The sequence below is a fragment of the Halomonas alkalisoli genome, from assembly GCF_021412585.1.
GTDB classification, from domain to species: domain Bacteria; phylum Pseudomonadota; class Gammaproteobacteria; order Pseudomonadales; family Halomonadaceae; genus Halomonas; species Halomonas alkalisoli.
In genome coordinates this window covers 37,932-56,782 of record NZ_JAKCMI010000018.1, presented here as the reverse complement: position 1 = coordinate 56,782, position 18,851 = coordinate 37,932, and the positions used below count along the sequence as shown (strand labels likewise).

Annotated in this window: 18 protein-coding genes; 9 read left to right on the top strand and 9 right to left on the bottom strand. The window is 65.2% G+C overall.

Annotation, left to right across the window (positions count from 1 at the left end; all coding sequences use genetic code 11):
• Positions 1-184: 184 nt before the first annotated feature.
• The 9 genes from LY622_RS05480 to LY622_RS05440 all read left to right on the top strand — a co-directional run bounded on the left by LY622_RS05480 (position 185) and on the right by LY622_RS05440 (position 9,583).
• Entirely contained in the window at positions 185-940 is a 756-nt protein-coding gene (locus LY622_RS05480) for a GntR family transcriptional regulator (protein WP_234289964.1), read from the top strand.
• A gap of 68 nt (positions 941-1,008) precedes the next feature.
• Entirely contained in the window at positions 1,009-2,220 is a 1,212-nt protein-coding gene (gene manD, locus LY622_RS05475) for a D-mannonate dehydratase ManD (RefSeq protein WP_114479495.1), read from the top strand.
• A gap of 10 nt (positions 2,221-2,230) precedes the next feature.
• Entirely contained in the window at positions 2,231-3,253 is a 1,023-nt protein-coding gene (locus tag LY622_RS05470) for a Zn-dependent oxidoreductase (RefSeq protein ID WP_234289963.1), read from the top strand.
• A 69-nt stretch (positions 3,254-3,322) separates the two neighbouring features.
• Positions 3,323-4,291 carry a TRAP transporter substrate-binding protein gene (locus tag LY622_RS05465; protein WP_234289962.1) on the top strand — a complete coding sequence of 323 codons (969 nt, stop codon included), beginning with the start codon at positions 3,323-3,325 and terminating at the stop codon, positions 4,289-4,291.
• A 47-nt stretch (positions 4,292-4,338) separates the two neighbouring features.
• Positions 4,339-4,926 (top strand): TRAP transporter small permease, encoded by a 588-nt coding sequence (locus tag LY622_RS05460; RefSeq protein WP_234289961.1) that lies wholly within the window; start codon positions 4,339-4,341, stop codon positions 4,924-4,926.
• Complete coding sequence (locus LY622_RS05455) at positions 4,927-6,207, top strand: TRAP transporter large permease (RefSeq protein WP_234289960.1); 1,281 nt, start codon at positions 4,927-4,929, stop codon at positions 6,205-6,207. It abuts the gene before it with no gap.
• Positions 6,208-6,226: 19 nt separating this feature from the next.
• Positions 6,227-7,696: a mannitol dehydrogenase family protein gene (locus LY622_RS05450; protein ID WP_439649576.1), complete on the top strand. Its 1,470-nt coding sequence runs from the start codon at positions 6,227-6,229 to the stop codon at positions 7,694-7,696.
• A gap of 15 nt (positions 7,697-7,711) precedes the next feature.
• Positions 7,712-8,890 carry a mannonate dehydratase gene (uxuA, locus tag LY622_RS05445; protein WP_234289958.1) on the top strand — a complete coding sequence of 393 codons (1,179 nt, stop codon included), beginning with the start codon at positions 7,712-7,714 and terminating at the stop codon, positions 8,888-8,890.
• A 300-nt stretch (positions 8,891-9,190) separates the two neighbouring features.
• Complete coding sequence (locus LY622_RS05440; protein ID WP_234289957.1) at positions 9,191-9,583, top strand: hypothetical protein; 393 nt, start codon at positions 9,191-9,193, stop codon at positions 9,581-9,583.
• 185 nt (positions 9,584-9,768) lie between these two features.
• Here LY622_RS05440 and LY622_RS05435 read toward each other — a convergent pair whose 3' ends face one another.
• The 9 genes from LY622_RS05435 to LY622_RS05395 all read right to left on the bottom strand — a co-directional run bounded on the left by LY622_RS05435 (position 9,769) and on the right by LY622_RS05395 (position 18,841).
• Positions 9,769-11,157, bottom strand: coding sequence for an SLC13 family permease (locus LY622_RS05435; RefSeq protein WP_234289956.1), 1,389 nt, complete (start codon positions 11,155-11,157; stop codon positions 9,769-9,771).
• Positions 11,158-11,334: 177 nt separating this feature from the next.
• On the bottom strand, positions 11,335-11,688 hold the full coding sequence (locus tag LY622_RS05430; protein WP_234289955.1) for a hypothetical protein: 354 nt from the start codon (positions 11,686-11,688) through the stop codon (positions 11,335-11,337).
• A gap of 125 nt (positions 11,689-11,813) precedes the next feature.
• Positions 11,814-12,794, bottom strand: coding sequence for a 2-hydroxyacid dehydrogenase (locus tag LY622_RS05425; protein ID WP_234289954.1), 981 nt, complete (start codon positions 12,792-12,794; stop codon positions 11,814-11,816).
• Between the two features lie 10 nt (positions 12,795-12,804).
• Positions 12,805-13,779 (bottom strand): sugar kinase, encoded by a 975-nt coding sequence (locus tag LY622_RS05420; protein WP_234289953.1) that lies wholly within the window; start codon positions 13,777-13,779, stop codon positions 12,805-12,807.
• Positions 13,780-13,924: 145 nt separating this feature from the next.
• Complete coding sequence (locus tag LY622_RS05415) at positions 13,925-14,950, bottom strand: LacI family DNA-binding transcriptional regulator (RefSeq protein WP_234289952.1); 1,026 nt, start codon at positions 14,948-14,950, stop codon at positions 13,925-13,927.
• 97 nt (positions 14,951-15,047) lie between these two features.
• Positions 15,048-15,596, bottom strand: coding sequence for a dTDP-4-dehydrorhamnose 3,5-epimerase (gene rfbC / locus LY622_RS05410; RefSeq protein ID WP_234289951.1), 549 nt, complete (start codon positions 15,594-15,596; stop codon positions 15,048-15,050).
• Between the two features lie 40 nt (positions 15,597-15,636).
• Positions 15,637-16,944, bottom strand: a complete 1,308-nt coding sequence (locus LY622_RS05405) for an NAD(P)H-dependent oxidoreductase (protein ID WP_234289950.1) — start codon at positions 16,942-16,944, stop codon at positions 15,637-15,639.
• A gap of 6 nt (positions 16,945-16,950) precedes the next feature.
• The gene (rfbF, locus tag LY622_RS05400) at positions 16,951-17,730 is read right to left on the bottom strand and encodes a glucose-1-phosphate cytidylyltransferase (protein WP_234289949.1); all 780 of its coding nucleotides are present in this window, start codon (positions 17,728-17,730) and stop codon (positions 16,951-16,953) included.
• Positions 17,731-17,794: 64 nt separating this feature from the next.
• The gene (locus LY622_RS05395) at positions 17,795-18,841 is read right to left on the bottom strand and encodes an NAD-dependent epimerase/dehydratase family protein (protein WP_234289948.1); all 1,047 of its coding nucleotides are present in this window, start codon (positions 18,839-18,841) and stop codon (positions 17,795-17,797) included.
• Positions 18,842-18,851 lie beyond the last annotated feature (10 nt).

Below are 18,851 nucleotides of genomic sequence, written 5' to 3'. Positions count from 1 at the left end.
TAAACGACGAACCTTTACGAACGCTGTTTCCAAACAGTATTGCTCGTACTGGCCTTTTCTTCAAGTGTTCGACTAAAGTTCAGGCAATCCGAGCTTTCGCCTTTTCTTCCATACTACCATACTAGTCCTGTCAGTCGGGCTTGAGTCAGGTCTTGCTGATACGACGCAACCGTGAGGAATCCACATGAACCACAGCTTGCATGCGCTTTGGCAAAGTACCGCAGAGGATGGCCCGGTCAGGCAGCGCCTCTTCCAGGTGCTGCGCCAGTCGATCATCCGCATGGTGCTGGCCCCCGGGCAGGCGCTCTCCGAGAAGGAGATCGCCGATACCTTCTCGGTGAGCCGGCAGCCGGTCAGGGAGGCGTTCATTCGCCTGTCGGAAGCGGGGCTGGTGGAAGTGCGCCCGCAGCGCGGCACCTATGTGGTGCGGATTTCTCGGCAGGCGGTGCTCGAGGCGCGTTTCGTCAGGGAGGCCGTCGAGGTGGCGGTTGCCAGGGAAGCGGCACAGCACGGCCTGGCGCCGGCGGTGCTGGACGAGCTCGAAGAGCTGATCGAGCGGCAACGGCGCTGCATCGACCCCGAGGATCACGACCGGTTCTTTCTGCTCGACGAGGCCTTTCATCGCGCCCTGGCGTTGGGCACGGGCCATGCCATGGCATGGCGCGTGACGGAAGACGTCAAGGCGCAGCTCGACCGGGTGCGCTATCTGAGCGTTCCCGAGTCGACGCCGATCCCGAAGCTCACCGATCAGCATTCGATGATCGTCGAGGCCATCGCCCGGCAGGATCCCGAGGCCGCGACTCAGGCCATGGGTATCCATCAGCGAGAGATCCTTCAATCGCTGCCCGAACTCATGCGCCGCTTTCCCGAGATGTTCGACGCCACCGCTAGCGTCGTCTCACTACCCAACGTCAGGCCGCCACTCGACGCAACCCAATAATCACAATACGAATCGACAGGAGGCTCACATGAAAATTTGCGCTATTTCCTCTCTGCAACGGAATCGCCATGAAGATCAGTGATGCCTATCTCATCGTCAGCTCCCCGGGGCGCAACTTCGTCACCCTCAAGATCGTCACCGAGTCGGGCACCTACGGGATCGGCGATGCCACCCTCAACGGTCGGGAAATGGCGGTGGTCGCCTATCTCGAGGAGCACGTGCTGCCTGCCCTGATCGGCCGCGATGCCAGCCGCATCGAGGATATCTGGCATTACCTCTACCGCGGCGCCTACTGGCGCCGCGGACCGGTGACCATGGCGGCGATTTCGGCCGTCGACCTGGCGCTGTGGGATATCAAGGCCAAGGCCGCCGACATGCCGCTCTATCAACTGTTGGGGGGCAAGAGCCGCGAACGGGTGATGACCTATGCCCACTGCACCGGGCGCGATATCGAGGGCTGCCTGGACGAGGTCGAGCGGCACATTGCCCTGGGCTATCGCGCGGTGCGGGTCCAGGCCGGGGTGCCGGGGATTCCGACTATCTATGGCGTGGCCAAGCGCGAAGGCGAGCGCTACGAGCCCGCCGACGCCGAATTGCCCGCCGAGCACGTGTGGAGCACCGAGAAGTACCTCAACCACGTGCCCAAGCTGTTTGCCGCGGTGCGCGAGCGTTTCGGCGACGACATCCACCTGCTGCACGACGTGCACCACCGGCTGACGCCCATCGAGGCGGCGCGGCTGGGCAAGGCGGTGGAGCCCTACCACCTGTTCTGGCTGGAGGACTGCGTGCCGGCCGAGAACCAGGAGAGTTTCCGGCTGATTCGCCAGCACACCACCACGCCGCTGGCGGTGGGGGAGGTGTTCAACTCGATCCACGACTACCGCGAGCTGCTCGAGAACCAGTGGATCGACTACATCCGCACGCCGCTCTCCCACGGCGGCGGCATCACCCACGTGCGGCGCATCGCCGACCTGGCCGGGCTCTATCACGTGCGCACCGGCTTCCATGGGCCGACGGACCTGTCGCCGGTGTGCCTGGGCGCCGCCGTGCATTTCGATACCTGGGTGCCCAATTTCGGCATCCAGGAGCACATGCCCCACACGCCGGAGACCGACGCGGTCTTTCCCCACGACTACCGCTTCGAGGACGGCCACTTCCTGGTCGGCGAGACGCCGGGGCACGGCGTCGATATCGACGAGGCGCTGGCCAAGCAGTACCCCTACAAGCGTGCCAGCCTGCCGGTCAACCGGCTCGAGGACGGCACCCTATGGCACTGGTGAGGAGAGCAACATGAAAGCATTCCAGGTCAATGCGCCGCTGGACTACCGGATCGCCGACGTCGAGGTGCCCACGGCGGCACCCGGTGAAGTGCTGGTGAAGGTGGCATTCGCCGGCATCTGCGGGTCGGACATGCATATCATCCATGGCGACAACGCCTTCGTGCGCTTTCCGCGCATCACCGGGCATGAGTTCACCGGGATCGTCGAGGCGGTGGGCGAGGGCGTCGAGAACGTCGACATCGGCGAGCGGGTGTGCGTCGACCCGGTGGTCAGCTGCGGGCGCTGCTATCCCTGCCGCATCGGGCGGCCCAATGTCTGCACCGCCATGCAGGTGATCGGCGTGCATCGTGACGGCGGCTTCGAGGAGCACGTCAACGTGCCGGCGGCCAACCTGCATCGCTTGCCGGCGCACCTGGGGCTGGATATCGCCGCCCTGGTCGAGCCCTACAGCATCGCCGCCAATGTGCTCGACCGCATGCAGCCGCAGCCGGGCGATCGGCTGCTGGTCTACGGCGCCGGGGTGATCGGCCTGACCGTGCTGCAGATGGCCCGGGCCAAGGGCATCGAGGAGGTGATCGTCACCGACGTCATCGACGAGCGCCTGGCCACGGCCCGCGAGCTGGGCGCACGGCATACCCTGCATGGCAGCCGCGACGACGTCGAGGCCGAGATCATGCGCCTCACCGACGGCGAGGGCGTGCCGCTGATCGCGGATGCCGCCTGCGTGCCGGCGCTGCTGCCGCAGATGCTGCGCCTGGCCTCGGCGGCGGGACGCATCGGCCTGCTCGGTTTCAACCCCACCCCCAGCGACCTGGTGCAGCTGGAGGTGATCAAGAAGGAGCTGACCCTGGTCGGGTCACGACTCAACAACCGCAAGTTTCCGGAGGTGCTCGAACTGCTCGCATCCGGGGCGCTCGATGGCGCGGCGCTGGTCAGCCACCGGCTGCCGTTCGACGAGATGCCCGGCGCCATCGACATGCTCGAGCATCATCCCGAAAGGGCCCGCAAGGTACTGATCGAGATCGGTGCCTGAGGACCAACGGCATAGCCAATGCCATAGCACACCCATAACTCACAACAGCATGTGCAGGAGATTCACGTCATGATCAAGCGACTCATCACCGGTGCGATGATCGGCGCCGCCCTGATAGGCAGCCAGGCCGCCCTGTCCGCCGACTTCACGCTGCGCTTCGGCCACCTGGCCAACGAGCAGAATATCTGGCACCAGGCCGCCGAGAAGTTCAAGGAGGAGGTCGAGGCCAACTCCGACGGTCGCATCGAGGTGCGCATCTATCCCAACGAGCAGCTCGGCAGCGAGATGGATGTGATCAACAGCATCCAGCTGGGTACCGCCGAGATGACCATCACCGGGGAGAGCCTGCAGAACTGGGCGCCCAAGGCGGCGATGATGGCGGTGCCCTATGCGTTCCGCGACGCCGAACACCTGCATGCCGCGGTGAGCGGCGAGATCGGCGAGGAGATCGAGGCGCAGATCATCGAACGGGCCAACCTGGTGCCGCTGGCCTGGTTCGAGCGCGGCCCCCGCGAGCTGACCTCCAATCGCCGCATCGAGCATCCCGACGACCTGGACGGCATGCGCCTGCGGGTGCCCAATGTGCCGCTGTTCGTCGATACCTGGGAAGCGCTGGGCGCACGCCCGACGCCGATGGCCTTCAGCGAGGTGTTCACCGCCCTGCAGCAGAACACCATCCAGGCCCAGGAAAACCCGCTCAGCCTGATCGAGAGCGCCAGCTTCTATGAGGTGCAGGACTACGTGAACCTCACCGGCCATGTGCGCAGCTGGATCTATGTGGTGATCGGCCGCAATACCCTGGAGAGCATGCCCGACGACCTGCAGCAGGTGGTCTTCGATGCCGCCGCGGTGATGCAGGAGTACCAGGCCGAGCTGTTCGACGAGGACCAGCAGCGTCTCGAGCAGGCCCTGACCGACCGCGGCATGGAGTTCGTCGAGGTCGATATCGAGGCCTTCGCCGAGAAGGCGCGGCCGGCGGTGCTGGAAGCGCTGGATGACGAGCAGCGTGCGCTGTTCGACGCCATCCAGGACCTGTGAGCCATGGGGGCGGGCACTGCGGTGCCCGCCCCGTGAGGGGCACGCCAATGACGACACCCGAACACAAGGCCCTCGAGCGGGAGGCCATCGACAGCCTCGACACCCTCTCGGTGGTGCCCACCTTCCAGGGGCCGGTGGGGCGCCTGATCGGCTGGATCGATGCGCTCTTCACCGGCTTGGCGGTGGTGGCCCTGGTGGCCATTGCCGGCACCGTGCTGCTGCAGATATCCGGCCGCCTGTTCCTGCCGTTCCCGATGGCCTGGACCGAGGAGCTGTCGCGCTACCTGTTCGTCTACATGGTGGCGCTCTCGGCGGGGGTGGTGCTGCGCCGTCACCGCAACGTCAACGTCGAACTGTTTCATCACTACCTCGGGCCCCGTGCCCGGGCCGGCTACCAGGCCCTGGTGTGCCTGCTGATCGGCGGCTTTGCCTGGATCGTACTGCCCTATGCCTGGCAGTACGCCGAGAACGGTGCCTGGCAGACCTCGCCGACCCTCAAGGTACCCATGCTCTACATCTTCTTCTCCACCGTGGTGTTGTTCCTGCTGCTGCTGGTCTACAGCGCCATCGGTTTTCTCGAGGGCCTGGTCGCCATGCTGCGCCGGCCCGCCGACAACGATGCAGAGGCACGCTGAATGGAAGTCATCCTGCTGTTCGTCACCTTTCTGGTGCTGCTGGTGGTTGGCCTGCCGATCGCCTTCGCCCTGGGTATCGCATCGCTGGTCTATCTGCTGCTGGAGGGCATTTCGCTGACCATCGTGCCGCAGCGCATGTACGCCGGCATCGATACCTTCGTGCTGCTGTGCATTCCCGGCTTCGTGCTGGCCGGCAACCTGATGAATGTCGGCAACATCACCGAGCACATCATCCGCTTCTCCAACGCCCTGCTGGGCCATATCCGCGGCGGCCTGGGGCTGGCCAACGTGGGCGGCTCGATGATCTTCGGCGGCATCTCCGGTACCGCGGTGGCCGACTCGGCGAGCATCGGTTCGGTGATGATTCCCGGCATGGCCCGCTCCGGCTACGACAAGCCCTTCGCCGCCGCGGTCACCGCCGCCTCCTCCACGGTGGGGCCGATCATCCCGCCCAGCGTGCCGATGATCATCGCCGGTTCGCTCTCCGGCGTCTCGGTGGGGCGGATGTTCCTGGCCGGCGCCATCCCCGGCCTTCTGCTGGGCCTGGCGATGATGATCACGGTCTATATTCTCGCCGTGCGGCGTGGCTATCCCAGGGGCAAGCGGGCCACCTTCATGGAGCTGCTGCGCGAGGGGCGCACCGCCTTCTGGGCGCTGCTGATGACGGTGATCATCCTCTACGGCATCATCGGTGGTTTCTTCACGCCCACCGAGGCATCCATCGTCGCCAGCCTCTATGCGCTGGTGGTAGGCATGTACGTCTATAAGGGGCTCTCCTGGCGCAAGCTGCCGGGCATCCTCAGCGATACGGTGCTCACCTCCTCGGCGCTGCTGCTGCTGGTGGGGCTGGCCAATCTGTTCGGCTGGATCCTGACCAGCGAGCAGGTGCCGCAGATGATCGCCGCCCTGATCCTGTCGATCAGCGAGAACCCGATCATTGTGATCCTGATCCTCAACCTGATTCTGCTGTTCGTCGGCGCCTTCATGGAGACCATCGCCGCGCTGATCATCCTGTTCCCGGCGCTGCTCGGTGTCGCCACCGGTGTCGGCCTCGACCCGGTGCACTTCGCCGTCATGGCCGTGCTCAACCTGATGATCGGCCTGACCACGCCGCCGGTGGGCGTCTGCCTGTTCGTCGTCGCCGGCATCGGCAAGCTGCCGATGCTTACCGTGGCCCGGGCCATCGTGCCGTTCCTGATCTGCAATATCGGCGTGCTGCTGCTGGTCTCCTATGTGCCGGCGGTATCGCTGTGGCTGCCAACCCTGATCATGGGCGAATGACCCACCATAAGGAGAGATGATGTCCATCACCCGTTACCCGGCGGCGCCACGGCGTGGGGCCATCGGCATCGTCCATCTCGGCCTGGGAGCCTTCCATCGTGCCCACCAGGCGGTCTATCTGGAGCGCTACCGCCAGCGCAGCAGCGATGACACCTGGGGTATCTGCAGCGCCAACCTGCGCGGCAATGTGGTCCTGGTGGACGGCCTGGCGGCGGCCGGTCATCGCTACCATGTCGCCGAGTACGCCGACAGCCAGACCGTCGCCCTGCGCGAGATTGGGGTAATCGAAGAGGCGCTGTTCTCCGGGCGAGGCGCAGACGGCCACTGGGGACGCGACCTGGCGCCGTTGCTGGCGCGGATGGCGGATCCCGGGGTGCGTATTGTTACCCTGACCGTCACCGAGAAAGGCTACTTCCTCAACCCGGCCAGCGGCGAGCTGCTCGCCGATGATCCCATGATCGCCGCGGACATCGCCGCGCCTACCACGCCACGCACCGCGCCAGGCATCCTGGCGGAGGCGCTGGCGCGGCGGCGTGAACTTGGCATTGCACCCTTTACGGTGCTCTGCTGCGACAACATGCCGGACAACGGCGGGCGCACCCGCCATGCCGTGGTAAAGCTCGCTGCCTGTCGCGATGTCGAACTGGCCGCCTGGATCGAGCGCGAGGTGGCTTTTCCCTGCAGCATGGTCGATCGCATCGTGCCGGCCATGACTGCAGAGGATCACGTGCGCCTCGTTGAGCTGGGTATCGAGGATCCCAACGCGGTGGTGGGGGAGGCGTTCAGCCAGTGGGTGGTGGAGGATGACTTCCCCCAGGGGCGCCCCGGCTGGGAGGCTGACGGGGTGGAGATGGTCGAGGATGTCGTGCCGTTCGAGACCATGAAGCTGCGCATGCTCAATGGCAGCCACTCGCTGCTGGCCTACCTGGGTGCCCTGGAAGGCATCGAGACGGTATTCGATGCGGTCAGCCGCGAGGATCTCAGTGCGCTACTGCGGCGCTATATGCTCGAGGAGGCCGCTCCCACCCTGGCGATGCCCGCGGGCACCGACCTGGTCGCCTACGGCGACTCGCTGCTGGCGCGCTTCGCCAATGACAGCCTGCGCCACCGCCTGCAACAGATCGCCATGGACGGCAGCCAGAAGCTGCCCCAGCGCTGGCTGCAGGGTGCCCTGGCACGGATCGAGGTCGGCGAGGCGCTGCCCTGCACGGCGCTGGGTGTGGCCGCCTGGGTCCGCTACACCGCGGGCCAAGACCTGCACGGGGCCCAATACCCGGTCGACGATCCGCTGGCCGCGCGCTTTGCCGACCTGCATGCCCGGCACGCCGACGATGCCGAGGCGCTGGTCGATGCCTTCCTGGCTATGGACGACGTGATACCGCCTGCGTTGGCTCGACAGCCGTCCTTTGTCACAGCGGTGGTCGATGCCTATCGGATACTGACACGAGAGGGGCTTGCCGGGGCGCTTTCCGCCTTGGTGCGAGACTGACACAAGGAGATTTTCATGGAGCATACCTGGCGCTGGTTCGGCCCGAAGGACCCCATTCGCCTCGACGAGATTCGCCAGACCGGTGCCACCGGCATCGTCACCGCGCTGCACGAGATACCCAATGGCGAGGTGTGGTCTCCTGCGGCGATCGACGAGCGCAAGGCGATGATCCAGTCCGCCGGCCTGACCTGGTCGGTGGTGGAGAGCGTGCCGGTGCACGAGGCGATCAAGCAGGGGCTGGCGGCGCGCGACGGGCTGATTGCCAACTACTGCCAGACCCTGCGCAACCTGGCGGCCTGCGGCATCGATACCGTCTGCTACAACTTCATGCCGGTGCTGGACTGGACTCGCACCGACTTGCGCTATCACCTGCCCGATGGGGCCCTGGCGCTACGCTTCGATCAGGTCGCCTTCGCCGCCTTCGATCTGTATCTGCTGGCGCGCCCCGGCGCCGAGAACGACTACAGCGATGTGGAGCAGCGCGAGGCCCGGGACTATCTCGAAACCCTTGGCCAGGCCGACCGCGACAGGCTGGTCGATACCCTGATCGCCGGCCTGCCCGGCGCCGAGGAGGGCTACACCCTGGCCCAATTCCGTGAGGTGCTGACGGCCTACGCCGGGATCGATGCCGACCGGCTGCGTGAACATCTGGCGTATTTCCTGGATGCGGTGATCCCGGTGGCCGAGGAGGTCGGCATCCGCATGGCGATCCATCCCGATGACCCGCCGCGCCCCATGCTCGGGCTGCCGCGGGTGGTCTCCACGCCGGAGGACGCCCAGTGGATCCTCGATACCGTGCCCAGCCCGGCCAACGGCCTGACGCTGTGCACCGGTTCCTACGGGGTGCGAGCGGACATCGACCTGGCCGATATGGCGAGCCGCTTCGGGCCACGGATCCATTTCGTGCATCTGCGCTCGACCCGCCGCGAGGCGTCGGATCCGCGCTCCTTCTTCGAGGCCCCTCACCTGGATGGCGATGTCGATATGGTGGCGGTGATCCAGGCCCTGGTGGCGGAGGAGCGTCGCCGCGAGCGGCAGGGCGGGGCACGGCTGCCGATGCGTCCCGACCATGGCCACCAACTTCTCGATGATCAGCAGCGCGCCACCGCACCGGGCTACCCCCTCTACGGTCGGCTGCGCGGCCTGGCCGAACTGCGTGGCGTGGAACAGGCGGTGCGTCGCCTGACCGACTGACAGCCCGGGGCGACTTCGGGCCTGCGACTGCGCCTTCCCGGCCCATGTGCCAGAACGCTCCACTTTTCTTAGGCTTTCTGGCGGAGAAGGGAACGAGAGCGATTCTTTCAACACTATGAAATAGAAGGAATGTTTTTAAATCTGGCATGGGTTGGCCCGCTCCCTGCAATACCCTGGGTGAGCAAGACAAGCCGGTAAGTCCTGCTACTAGAGAGTCTGGCAAGCGGATTTCCGGTACGACGAGCGAAGCCTAACGGCTTGAAATGGAAACACAAGTTCTGACCCATTGGAGGGACGAACATGATGTCCAAGGAATTTCTCAAGAAACTCGGCATTGTCGGTATCACTTTTGGCCTGACCGCCAGCCCGCTGGCATTTGCCGAATTCCACGATGAAGAGGACGCGCAAGGTATCGTGCCGGAGCAGACCGCTCCCGAAGCTGGCGCTGACGCCGACATGGGTGCAGGTGCAGGTGCCGATACCGGTTACGGTGCTGGTGAGGCCGGTGCTGAAGCAGGCGCTGATACCGATTTCGGCGCAGGTGAGACCGGTGCTGAAGCAGGTGCAGGCGCTGGCGCCGATGCGGATTTCGGCTCGGATGACGAGTGGGAAGACGAAACCACCGACGCGTGGGAAGAAGAGAACGAAGAGGAAGAGTGGGAAGAGGATGAGGAAGACGATCAGGAGTGGTAAGCCCTGATACTGCCAGGGATGGCGGTCGCTGCCCAAGGACGGGCGGTGTCGTCTCCTCAAGGATGATGCGATAGCATCATCCGCCTCACCCGCCCCCGGTCATGCCGGGGGCGGTTCTTTGTGTGTCAGACACACCAGGTCACATTCAGGTGCTATGGAAGCGCAGACATTTATGCAGTGTTTCCCTATAGCCACCCCAGCCACTGCCACCAGAAGTAGTCCAGTGGCCACAGCAACACCACGCTGAGCAGCGCGGTGACCAGGCAGAGGCGGGCGGTTTCCCTCAGCGAAATGCGTGCCGCCAGGATGCCGACGATCAGCGGTGGCGCCTGGTACGGCAGCAGCACCGTGGAGAACCCCACCACCTGGGTCATGTAGACCGCCTCCGGCGACCAGCCGGTCATCTCGGCGAGCCCTGGCGCCATGGGAGTCAGGATGGCGGGAATACCCGGCAGGGTGACCAGGGTGCCCAGCAGCATGGCGAGCGCCGAGAGCATGCCAAAGGCGGCAGCATCGCTGGCCTCGCGCAGGGGCAGCGCCGATAGCAGGCCGCCCGCCACCAGGGTGCCCAATCCACTCTGGTAGGCCAGTGCGCCGAGGCTGACGATGCCCGCCACATAGATGAAGGAGTCGAAGCTGATCGACTGCAGTGGCTTCTCGCCCATCAGCCGGCTACCGGGAAAGAGGCAGACCAGTGCCACTCCCATGCCGACCCAGGCGGGCGAGATCCCGTGCCAGGCGTCGGTCATCCATAGCAGGACCGCCACCGACAATAGCGCTGCCAGCCAGCGCTCGGGTGCAGCGAGATGCAAGGATGGCGCCGGCTCTCGGGCCTGCGCCGGTGCCTGACCCGGGAAGAGCCACAGCATGACCCCGATCAGCAGCAGTGTCTTGAGCAGGCCCAGCACCGGAAAGTGCAGCAGCAGGTAGTCGCTGTAGGTGGGCGGCGTGCCCAGTACCGCTTCCGCGGCCCCCATCAAGACGTTGTTGGGCACATTGGCGGGAAGGATGGCGTAGGTAGGCAGGAAGGTACCCATGATGCCGCCGAGTATCAGCCCGGTCCGGGCCCGCTCCCCCTGGGCATAGCCGAGGTGATCGGCCAGTGTGGTTAGAATGGGGACCATCAGCAGAATCCGGCCCATGCCCGAGGGCATGAAGAATGCCATCACCAGCCCCAGCACGATGACACCGACGAGCGCCTTGCGGTAGGAGCCGGCGAGCCAGGGGCCGACCCCTTGGGCCAGCGTGGTGCCGAGCCCTGTGAACTGGATCGCCGCGCCGATGATCAGGCCGGCGAAGACCAGCCAGGTTGCCGCCGAGCCGAAGCCGGCGAATACCGTCTCCGCCGGTGCCACGCCGGCAAGGGTGCAGAGCGTGAAGAAGACCAGTGCGGTCAGCCACTGCGGCAGCCAGCCGGTCGCCCAGAGCCCGATACAGAGCCCGATTACCGCCCCCGCCCGAACCATGACCGGCGCCGCGGGCATCCCCAGCAGGAAAAGCGTGACTCCCACGATGGCCACGAGAGATATCCAGTGGCGAGGCGTGGGCAACGACTTGGCGGCTGCGGCAGGCATGACGGCTCCGGGCGAGTGGGATAGCCGCAGAGTTTAGCAGGCGAATCACCTGCGGTGATCCCTATGGCTCGACCGGCGGGGCCGCCTGCGGCTCACCCGGTTGGATGATGTGGCTGTTGGGTGCCAAGCTGATACCCGGTGTGGCAAGTCGCTCGCCGGGAGGTGCCCCGGCTGCCCTCAGCCTCGGGAAAGCCGGCGAGAGTTGGCGCTGCTGCGGCGATGATAGGGCGTCAGGGTGCGGCGACCCGTGACCCACCAGGGGGTGCTCTGGCCGAATGCCATGCCCAGCATGGCTTTCTGGATCTCGACGCCGGTTTCCAGGCTGGCTTCGAGCTTTTCGCTCACCATTCGCTGGTTCTCCTTGATCATGCTGGCGCTGTTGGGAGCCTGGGTCTGCCATAGATTATTGCGCAGGGCGATGGTTGAGGCCGAGGTCGACCAGAGTTCGAAGGCCATGACTCCCAGTTTCCAGACATCCATCATTGCAGCGGGGGTCTGTGGCAGGATAGGAAAATGGGTCGGGCTTTTCATGGACTGGCCTCTTCGTCAGGAGTCGGGAGCGACCGAGGGCCGCTATCCCGTTAGTGTGGGCCTCCCTATGCTGCGCTACAACAAATCATGTCGGGTTCAGCTTCCCTGAGCTCATGAGTCAGCCGTCACGCTCGACGCCAGGCCTCCTCGTTGACCAGGCTGATGGGACGCTGGCCCTTGAGCGCCCGTGTGATGTTGTCCACGGCGCGCTGGGCCATGGCGGTGCGGGTTTCGTGGGTTGCCGAGCCGATATGCGGCAGGGCCACCACGTTGGCCATGTGGGGCAGTGGCGATTCGGTCGAGAGAGGCTCCTGTTCGAAGACGTCGAGGCCGGCGGCGCGGATCTCACCCGTCTCCAGGGCGCCGATCAAGGCGGCCTCGTTGACCACCTTGCCGCGGGCGATATTGACGAAACACGCCGAGCGTTTCATCAGGCCGAACTCCCGGGCGCCGATCAGGTGATGGGTCTCGGGCGTGAGCGGCACCGTCACGCAGACGAAATCCGCTTCGGCGAGCAGTTCGTCCAGCTCTCGGCGCTCGGCGCCGAGCTCCTTTTCCAGCTCAGTCTTGGGGGAGGCGTTTGAGTAGAGTACTTTCATGCCGAAGCCCAGGGCACCACGGCGGGCCACGGCGGCACCGATACGGCCGAAGCCGATCATGCCGAGGGTCTTGCCGTGCACGTCGCAGCCGAAGTGAGCAGGCCCAATGCTTGCCTGCCACTCACCGCGCTTGACCAGCTCGGCGAGTTCCACCACGCGGCGGGCCGTGGCCATGATCAGGGCGAAGCCGGTATCGGCGGTGGTTTCGGTGAGCACATCCGGAGTATTGCAGAGCAGGATGCCGCGGCGGGTCAGTTCGTCGACCGGATAGTTGTCATAGCCCACCGAGATGCTGGCGATGATCTCCAGTTCCTGCGCCTCGTCGAGCAGGTCCGGCGTGATGATGAGGCTTGAGCCGATCAGGCCGTGGGCGCCCTTCAGGGCGGTGCGAAAGGCCGGGTCGTTCGCCGGGTCGAGTCCCTCGAAAACGTCGACCTCGAAGTCACGGGCCAGCTCGGCAAGCTGATCGTCGTTCAGGCGGCCATAGGCCAGGATACGCTTGGGCATGGGGCTCTCCTCAATTCAGGTTGGCTTCCAACTCATCCAGGCGTGAACGATGTGGCAACCCCTCCATGTCGCCGATGACCTGCACCGCCTGGGCACCTATCAGGTTGCCGCGGCGTACCGCCTCACGAGGCGACCGACCCTCGAGCAGCGCGCTGACCACGCCCACCGCAAAGCCATCGCCTGCGCCTACCGTATCGACCACTTCGCTCACCGTGAAGCCGGGGACGGTAAAACTCTCCTCCTTGCCGCCCAGATGCCCCCGGTAGTAGCCGCCCTGGGGGCCGAGCTTGATGATAACGGCGCGAGCGCCGCGCTCCAGGTAGTAACCGGCGATGTCGTGGGGAGTCTCCAGGCCGGTGAGACGACGTCCCTCGGCCAGGCCGGGCAGCACCCAGTCGGACTGGGCCGCCATGTCGTTCAGGGTCTGGCACATCTCGGTCTCGCTGGACCAGAGCCCGGGACGCAGGTTGGGGTCGAAGGAGATGCTGGCGTTGGCGTTGCGGGCCTGGGTCAGCATGTGCAGCGAGAGTTCGCGGCAGCTGGCGGAGACCGCCGGGGGAATGCCGGTCGCATGCAGGTGCCGCAGGCCGGCAAAGTCCACCTGGGCGGCGTCGGTGGGCGACAGGTGGCTGGCTGCGCTGTTGCGGCGGAAGTATTCGACCTGTGGGTCGGCGCCGCCGACGGCTCGCTCCTTGAACATCAGTCCGGTGGCGTGGTCCGGGTCGTCGAGCAGGTGGCGGCAGTCCAGGTCCTCGGCCTCGAGGGTGCGGCGGATGTAGCGGCCGAAGCTGTCGGCCCCGACCCGGCTCAGCCAGCCGACCCGAAACCCCAGGCGGGCCAGGCCGATAGCGACATTGGTGTCGGCGCCGGCAATGCGGCGCTGGAAGTGCTCCACCTCGTCCAGCGCCCCGGGGGCGTCGGCAACGAACAGGGCCATGGCCTCGCCGAAAGCGAGGATCTCCGGTGAAGGGGGGGAGGTTGTCATGCCGTTCTCCTCTGCTTGTTCCCTGAGTGTACCAGCGGGGCTGGCGTTCAAATCGGCTGTCGGCTTTGCGGGATGTCGTCCGCAAGAATGAGTGGGAACGTTCCCAACTGCTTGCTGCCCCATGAGCCCTGGGGTGGGAGGTTTGTCAGCGCTGGGTAGAGCCTCGGGGTATCAGCACAGGTTGGTAGTGGATGTGGCGTGGTGGCGATGGGTGGTGCTGGGGCTCGCGGCGCTGCATCAGGCACTCCACCGCCGCCCTGCCGATCGCCTCGGTGGGTTGGGCCAGGGTGGTGATGCCCGGTGCGACCAGTTCGCACCATTCCAGCTCGTCGATGCCCATCAGTCCCGTCTCACCGAGCCGGACACCCAGTGCTTGCAGGGTGCGCGTCACGGCAAGGGTGATCTTGCCGTTGGCGCAAAGGAGGGCCTTCGGTGCCACCCCCGGCCGGTTCAGGAAAGCAGCGATGGCGGCGTGGGGCGTCGCCGTGTCATCCGTCAGCGGGAGGCAAAGCGATTCACCGGTCATGCCGAAGTCAGCGAGCCTGGCCCGGAAGCGCGCCATGCGGCGCTGGCGAGGACTGGCTTCCTCGGGCGGTTCGGTGATGTAGAGCAGCTCGCGATAGCCGCGCTCGGCAAGGTGCTCCAGGGCCATATCGATCGCCCTGGGATTGTCGAGTCCCACCACGTCGGCGGCGACCCGGTCCACTTCCCGGTCGAGCAGTACCAGCGGCGTGCCCTGGTCGATGAGTGCCTGCAGGGCGCCATGGGGGCTGCCCGTGGCATTGATCACCAACCCTTCGACCCGATACGACGCCAGCAGTGACAGATGAGCGCTCTCCTGGGCAGGGTCGTTGTCGGTGTTGCAGGCCAGCAGCGAATAGCCGCTTGCCCGGCAGGCCTGTTCGACGCCGTGCATCACCGCGACCGAGAAGGGGTTGCGGATATCGGCCACCAGCATGCCGATCAGGCGCGAATGGCCACCCTTGAGGCTCCTGGCCATCTGGTTGGGGCGGTAGCCCAGGCGCTTGGCAGCTGAGGCGATCCGGCCCTGCAGCCCTCGGGACAGGCGATCGCGCTCATCGCCGAAATAGCGCGACACGCTGGTCTTCGAGGCGCCGGCTTCCCGGGCCACTTCAAGGATGGTGGGGCGACGCGGTGTCTGGGCGGTCATTGTCGATCCGTTGCAGTGGAACCGTTCCCATCATAGGCGGTGGACACGGCAACGACAAGCGGTTAACCACGCGGTAATTCGTCGATGGTCCGCCCGTTCAGTACAGGGGACCCGTACGCTCGTCGAGCAGTGGCCAGGAGGCGTCCTTGTCCGACACGACGGTCACGGGGAGGGGCCAGTCGATGGCCAGGCGGGGATCACTGTATCGCAGCCCCCGCTCGGCTTCCGGCCGGTAGGGGGCCGATACCAGGTAGCTAACTTCAACGTCGTCGCTCAATGTCTGGAAGGCATGCGCGAAACCCGGCGGCACATAGAGCTGGTGCCGATTGGCGTCGGTCAGTTCGAAGCCGGCATGCTGCAGGTAGGTGGAGGAATCCTCCCGCAGGTCGACGATGACGTCCAGCAGTGCGCCACGAATGCAGCGTACCAGCTTGGCCTCACCATAGGGCTGCTGCTGGTAGTGCATCCCTCGCAGGGTCCCGCGCTGGGCCGAAAAGGAGGTGTTCTGCTGCATGAAATCGTTGCGCAGCCCGTGAGCTGCAAACTCCTCGCGGCACATGGTGCGAGCGAAGAAGCCGCGCTGGTCGCCACGCGGCTCGAGCTCGATCAGCCAGGCATCATTGAGCGTCGTTTGATGAAAGCGCATCGTCCATTCTCCAGGAGAGTGCAGGTAAGGGCAGCACGGATCAGGCGAACAGGCGCTCCTGCTCGGCATACAGCGTATCGATCAGGCGGCCCTCGGGTGCCGTGACGTCGGCGAAGGTGAGCGGCGTATCCTTCTCGATGGGTCGACTCACCCGGCAGCCGAGGGCCAGGCCGACCGGCAGCAGGTTTTCCCCACGGACCACATCCATCTCTTCGGCGACACCATAGACTTCGAAGCCGCCGAAATCGGTGATCGTCTCGCCAGCCGATAGTGCCTTCTTGGCCACGGCGATCACGCCGACCCTCGGGCCTGCCCGAGGGGTAAGGACCGGGTCATTGAACAGAACGGCGCGGGCGACGGAGGTCGGCACTTCGAAATGACAGAGATGATAGGGCGTGCTGAAGCAGTAATAGGGCCCCTTGCCCAGCTTGTAGAGCTCCAGATAGTGGCGCTTGCGGGGGTGGTCGATGGCGCCCAGGACAAAGACGCCCGGCCCCGGGCGAGCCCCGACAACATAGTCCACCAGCCCCGCCCCATCCGGGTCCAGGTAGGGTTCGAAGGAGGAGACGGTCTCTTCGATCGGCACCAGCGGGGCGCCTGGGTTGCCGCCGGAAAAGTCGGGGCCAAGCATGCCCCGGCGCGCGATTCCCATGCCGGTGCCGTTGGCCACGATAGCCTGTTCGAAGGAGATCTTGGTTCCGTCGGCAAACGAGGCGACCATGGCGGGCTTCTGGCCCCAGCGTCTGGCGAATGCCTCCTGGGTCGCCGGGTTGCGGTAGGGGTCGTGCAGGCCCTTGATGTTGCCGCAGAGCACCGGCGTCACCCCGAGGCCGGTGACGAACCGGTAGAGGTTCATCTGTACGCCCGGCTGGTCGCCGTCGGCAAAGGTATAGATGACGCCTGCCGCGTCGGCCCTGGCCTTGAGCAAGGGTCCGATGGTGCCATCGAGTTCGGCATTCATCTGTATGACGTGCTTGCCACTTTCCAGCGCGGCCAGTACGGCGTGGACGGCGAACTCGATCGAGCCGGTGACTTCGATGATCGCATCAAGGCCTTCCGCCCGCGCCAGGGCCACGGCATCCTCGGTGACGACCGGATACCCTGAAGAGATGCCCGCTTCCAGCTCGGCCTGGGTGTCACAGTGGCGCGCTTCCTGCCCGGCCTGACGGAAGATGTTGACCGCCGCATCAGGGTGGCGATTGGCGATGGCGCAGAGTCGCATACCCGGTGTCGCGGTCATGATCTGCAGGCCGATGCCGCTGGCCTGGAAGCCCGCACCGATCATGCCGACGCGGATGGGGTTGCCCTCGGCCTGTCGCTTGGCCAGGGCGGTATCGACAATAATCATCGGCGTTCAGTCCTTCCATAGTTTCCAGGGGGCGTTGCCCTCCGCCCAGGCGGCTTCCAGCACCATCCGGTCCCTCAGCGTATCCATGCTTTGCCAATACCCGCTGTGATGGTAGTAGCCCAGCTTGCCGAGCTTGATCATGCGATCCATGGGGTCGTTTTCCCAAACGCTCTGGCTGTCGTCGATCAGCTCGAACACCTCGGGTTCGCAGACGAAGAAGCCGCCGTTGATCAGCCCACCGTCCGTGGCGCCTTTCTCGCGGAAGCCTTCGACGTGACTGGAGTTTTTCTTCAGCCGCAACGCCCCGTAGCGCCCCGGTTGCGTCACGGCGGTCAGCGTGCACCAGTTGCTTGAAGCGCGGTGGGAGTCGACCAGCGCCGCGATGTCCACATCACTCACGCCATCGCCATAGGTCAGGCAAAACGGGCCATCCGACAGCAGATGCCTGGCCTTCTTGATGCGCCCGCCTGTCATGGCGTCCGCCCCGGTGTCGAGGACGGTCACCTTCCAGTCGTCATTGACGCTCTCCAGCCAGTCGATGGCGCCGGTCTTCAGGTCAATGGTGTAGTCGGTCCGATTGCCACGGTAGTTGAGGAAGTAGTCGCGGATGTACTCGACCTTGTAGCCCCCCAGAACCACGAACTCCTTGAAGCCGTGGTGAGCATAGATTTTCATGATGTGCCAGAGAATCGGCCTTCCGCCCACTTCCACCATCGGCTTGGGACAGATGGCCGTTTCCTCGCTCAGTCGTGTTCCGAAGCCTCCCGCCAAGATCGCAACTTTCATGTCCAGATCCCTCATTCAGTAAACAACCAAGGGCAAAGCCGGTGGTGATGCGCTGGCCACCGGTTCAGCGAACCTGCCATTTCAAGTTCTCGCAGAGTCGTTCTTCCTCGATATGGCCCTGCAGGACAGTCAGGCGAGCCAGTGACGAGGTTCGAAACTGTGGGTCGGAGAAGTTCATGCGCTGCAGCCCCGAGATCACGCCGATAATGGATTGCATCAGGGTGACCCTGGGCTGATGCTCGGGGGCGAGGCGGCGGAACAGGCCGAAATCCACCTGGTAGGAGCGGCTGTCCACCGGCGCCTCGGTGTTGATGCTCAAGGTGGTGCCGGGCACCGCGGCGGCTACGGCTGCCGCAATGTCACGCACCTGATGGTTGCGTGTGTCGGAGCCCGCATTGACGCTGAGCACGCGGCCTCCGTTCTCGGCCGTGCGCTGGACGGCCCAATCGATTGCCCGGGCCATGTCCGCGACGTCGATCAAGGGGCGCCAGGGAGAGCCATCGCTGAGCACGGTGATGCAGCCCTGGCTGAGCGCGCAGGCCACGAAGTCGTTGAGAACGAGATCCAGGCGTAGCCGGTCCGACATGCCGCATGCCGTGGCGAAACGAAGGCTGGTGATGACCATGTCGCCACTGATATCGGCAAGGCCCTCTTCGGCGCCGATCTTGGACCTGGCATAGGCCGTGATGGGTGCCACCGGGTCCGCCTCGGACCTGGGGGGCCCCAACGCGACACCATAGATACTGCAGCTGGAGGCAAAGACGAAGTTCTTCACGCCCGCCTTCGAGGCCGCCCGGGCAATGCGAACCGTGGCATCCTGGTTGACCTCGGTGGTGACGGAGGCGAAGCGGTTGCCCATGGGGTCGTTGGAAATGGCCGCCAGCTGAACCACGGCGGTATAGCCTTCCAGCATGGCATCCGGGAGCGTGCGTATGTCGCCAAGGAACTGCTGCTCCAGATGCCGCTCGGGAAGGCATGCGGCGCCTGTCAGGCAGTGGGCGAAATAGGCATTGTCGTAGCCGTGGAGAATGGCGTCAGGGTGGCGTCTGGCCAACTCGCGCACCACCATCGGACCGACATAGCCCATGTTGCCGATGATTAATATTTTCAAGATAGCCTCC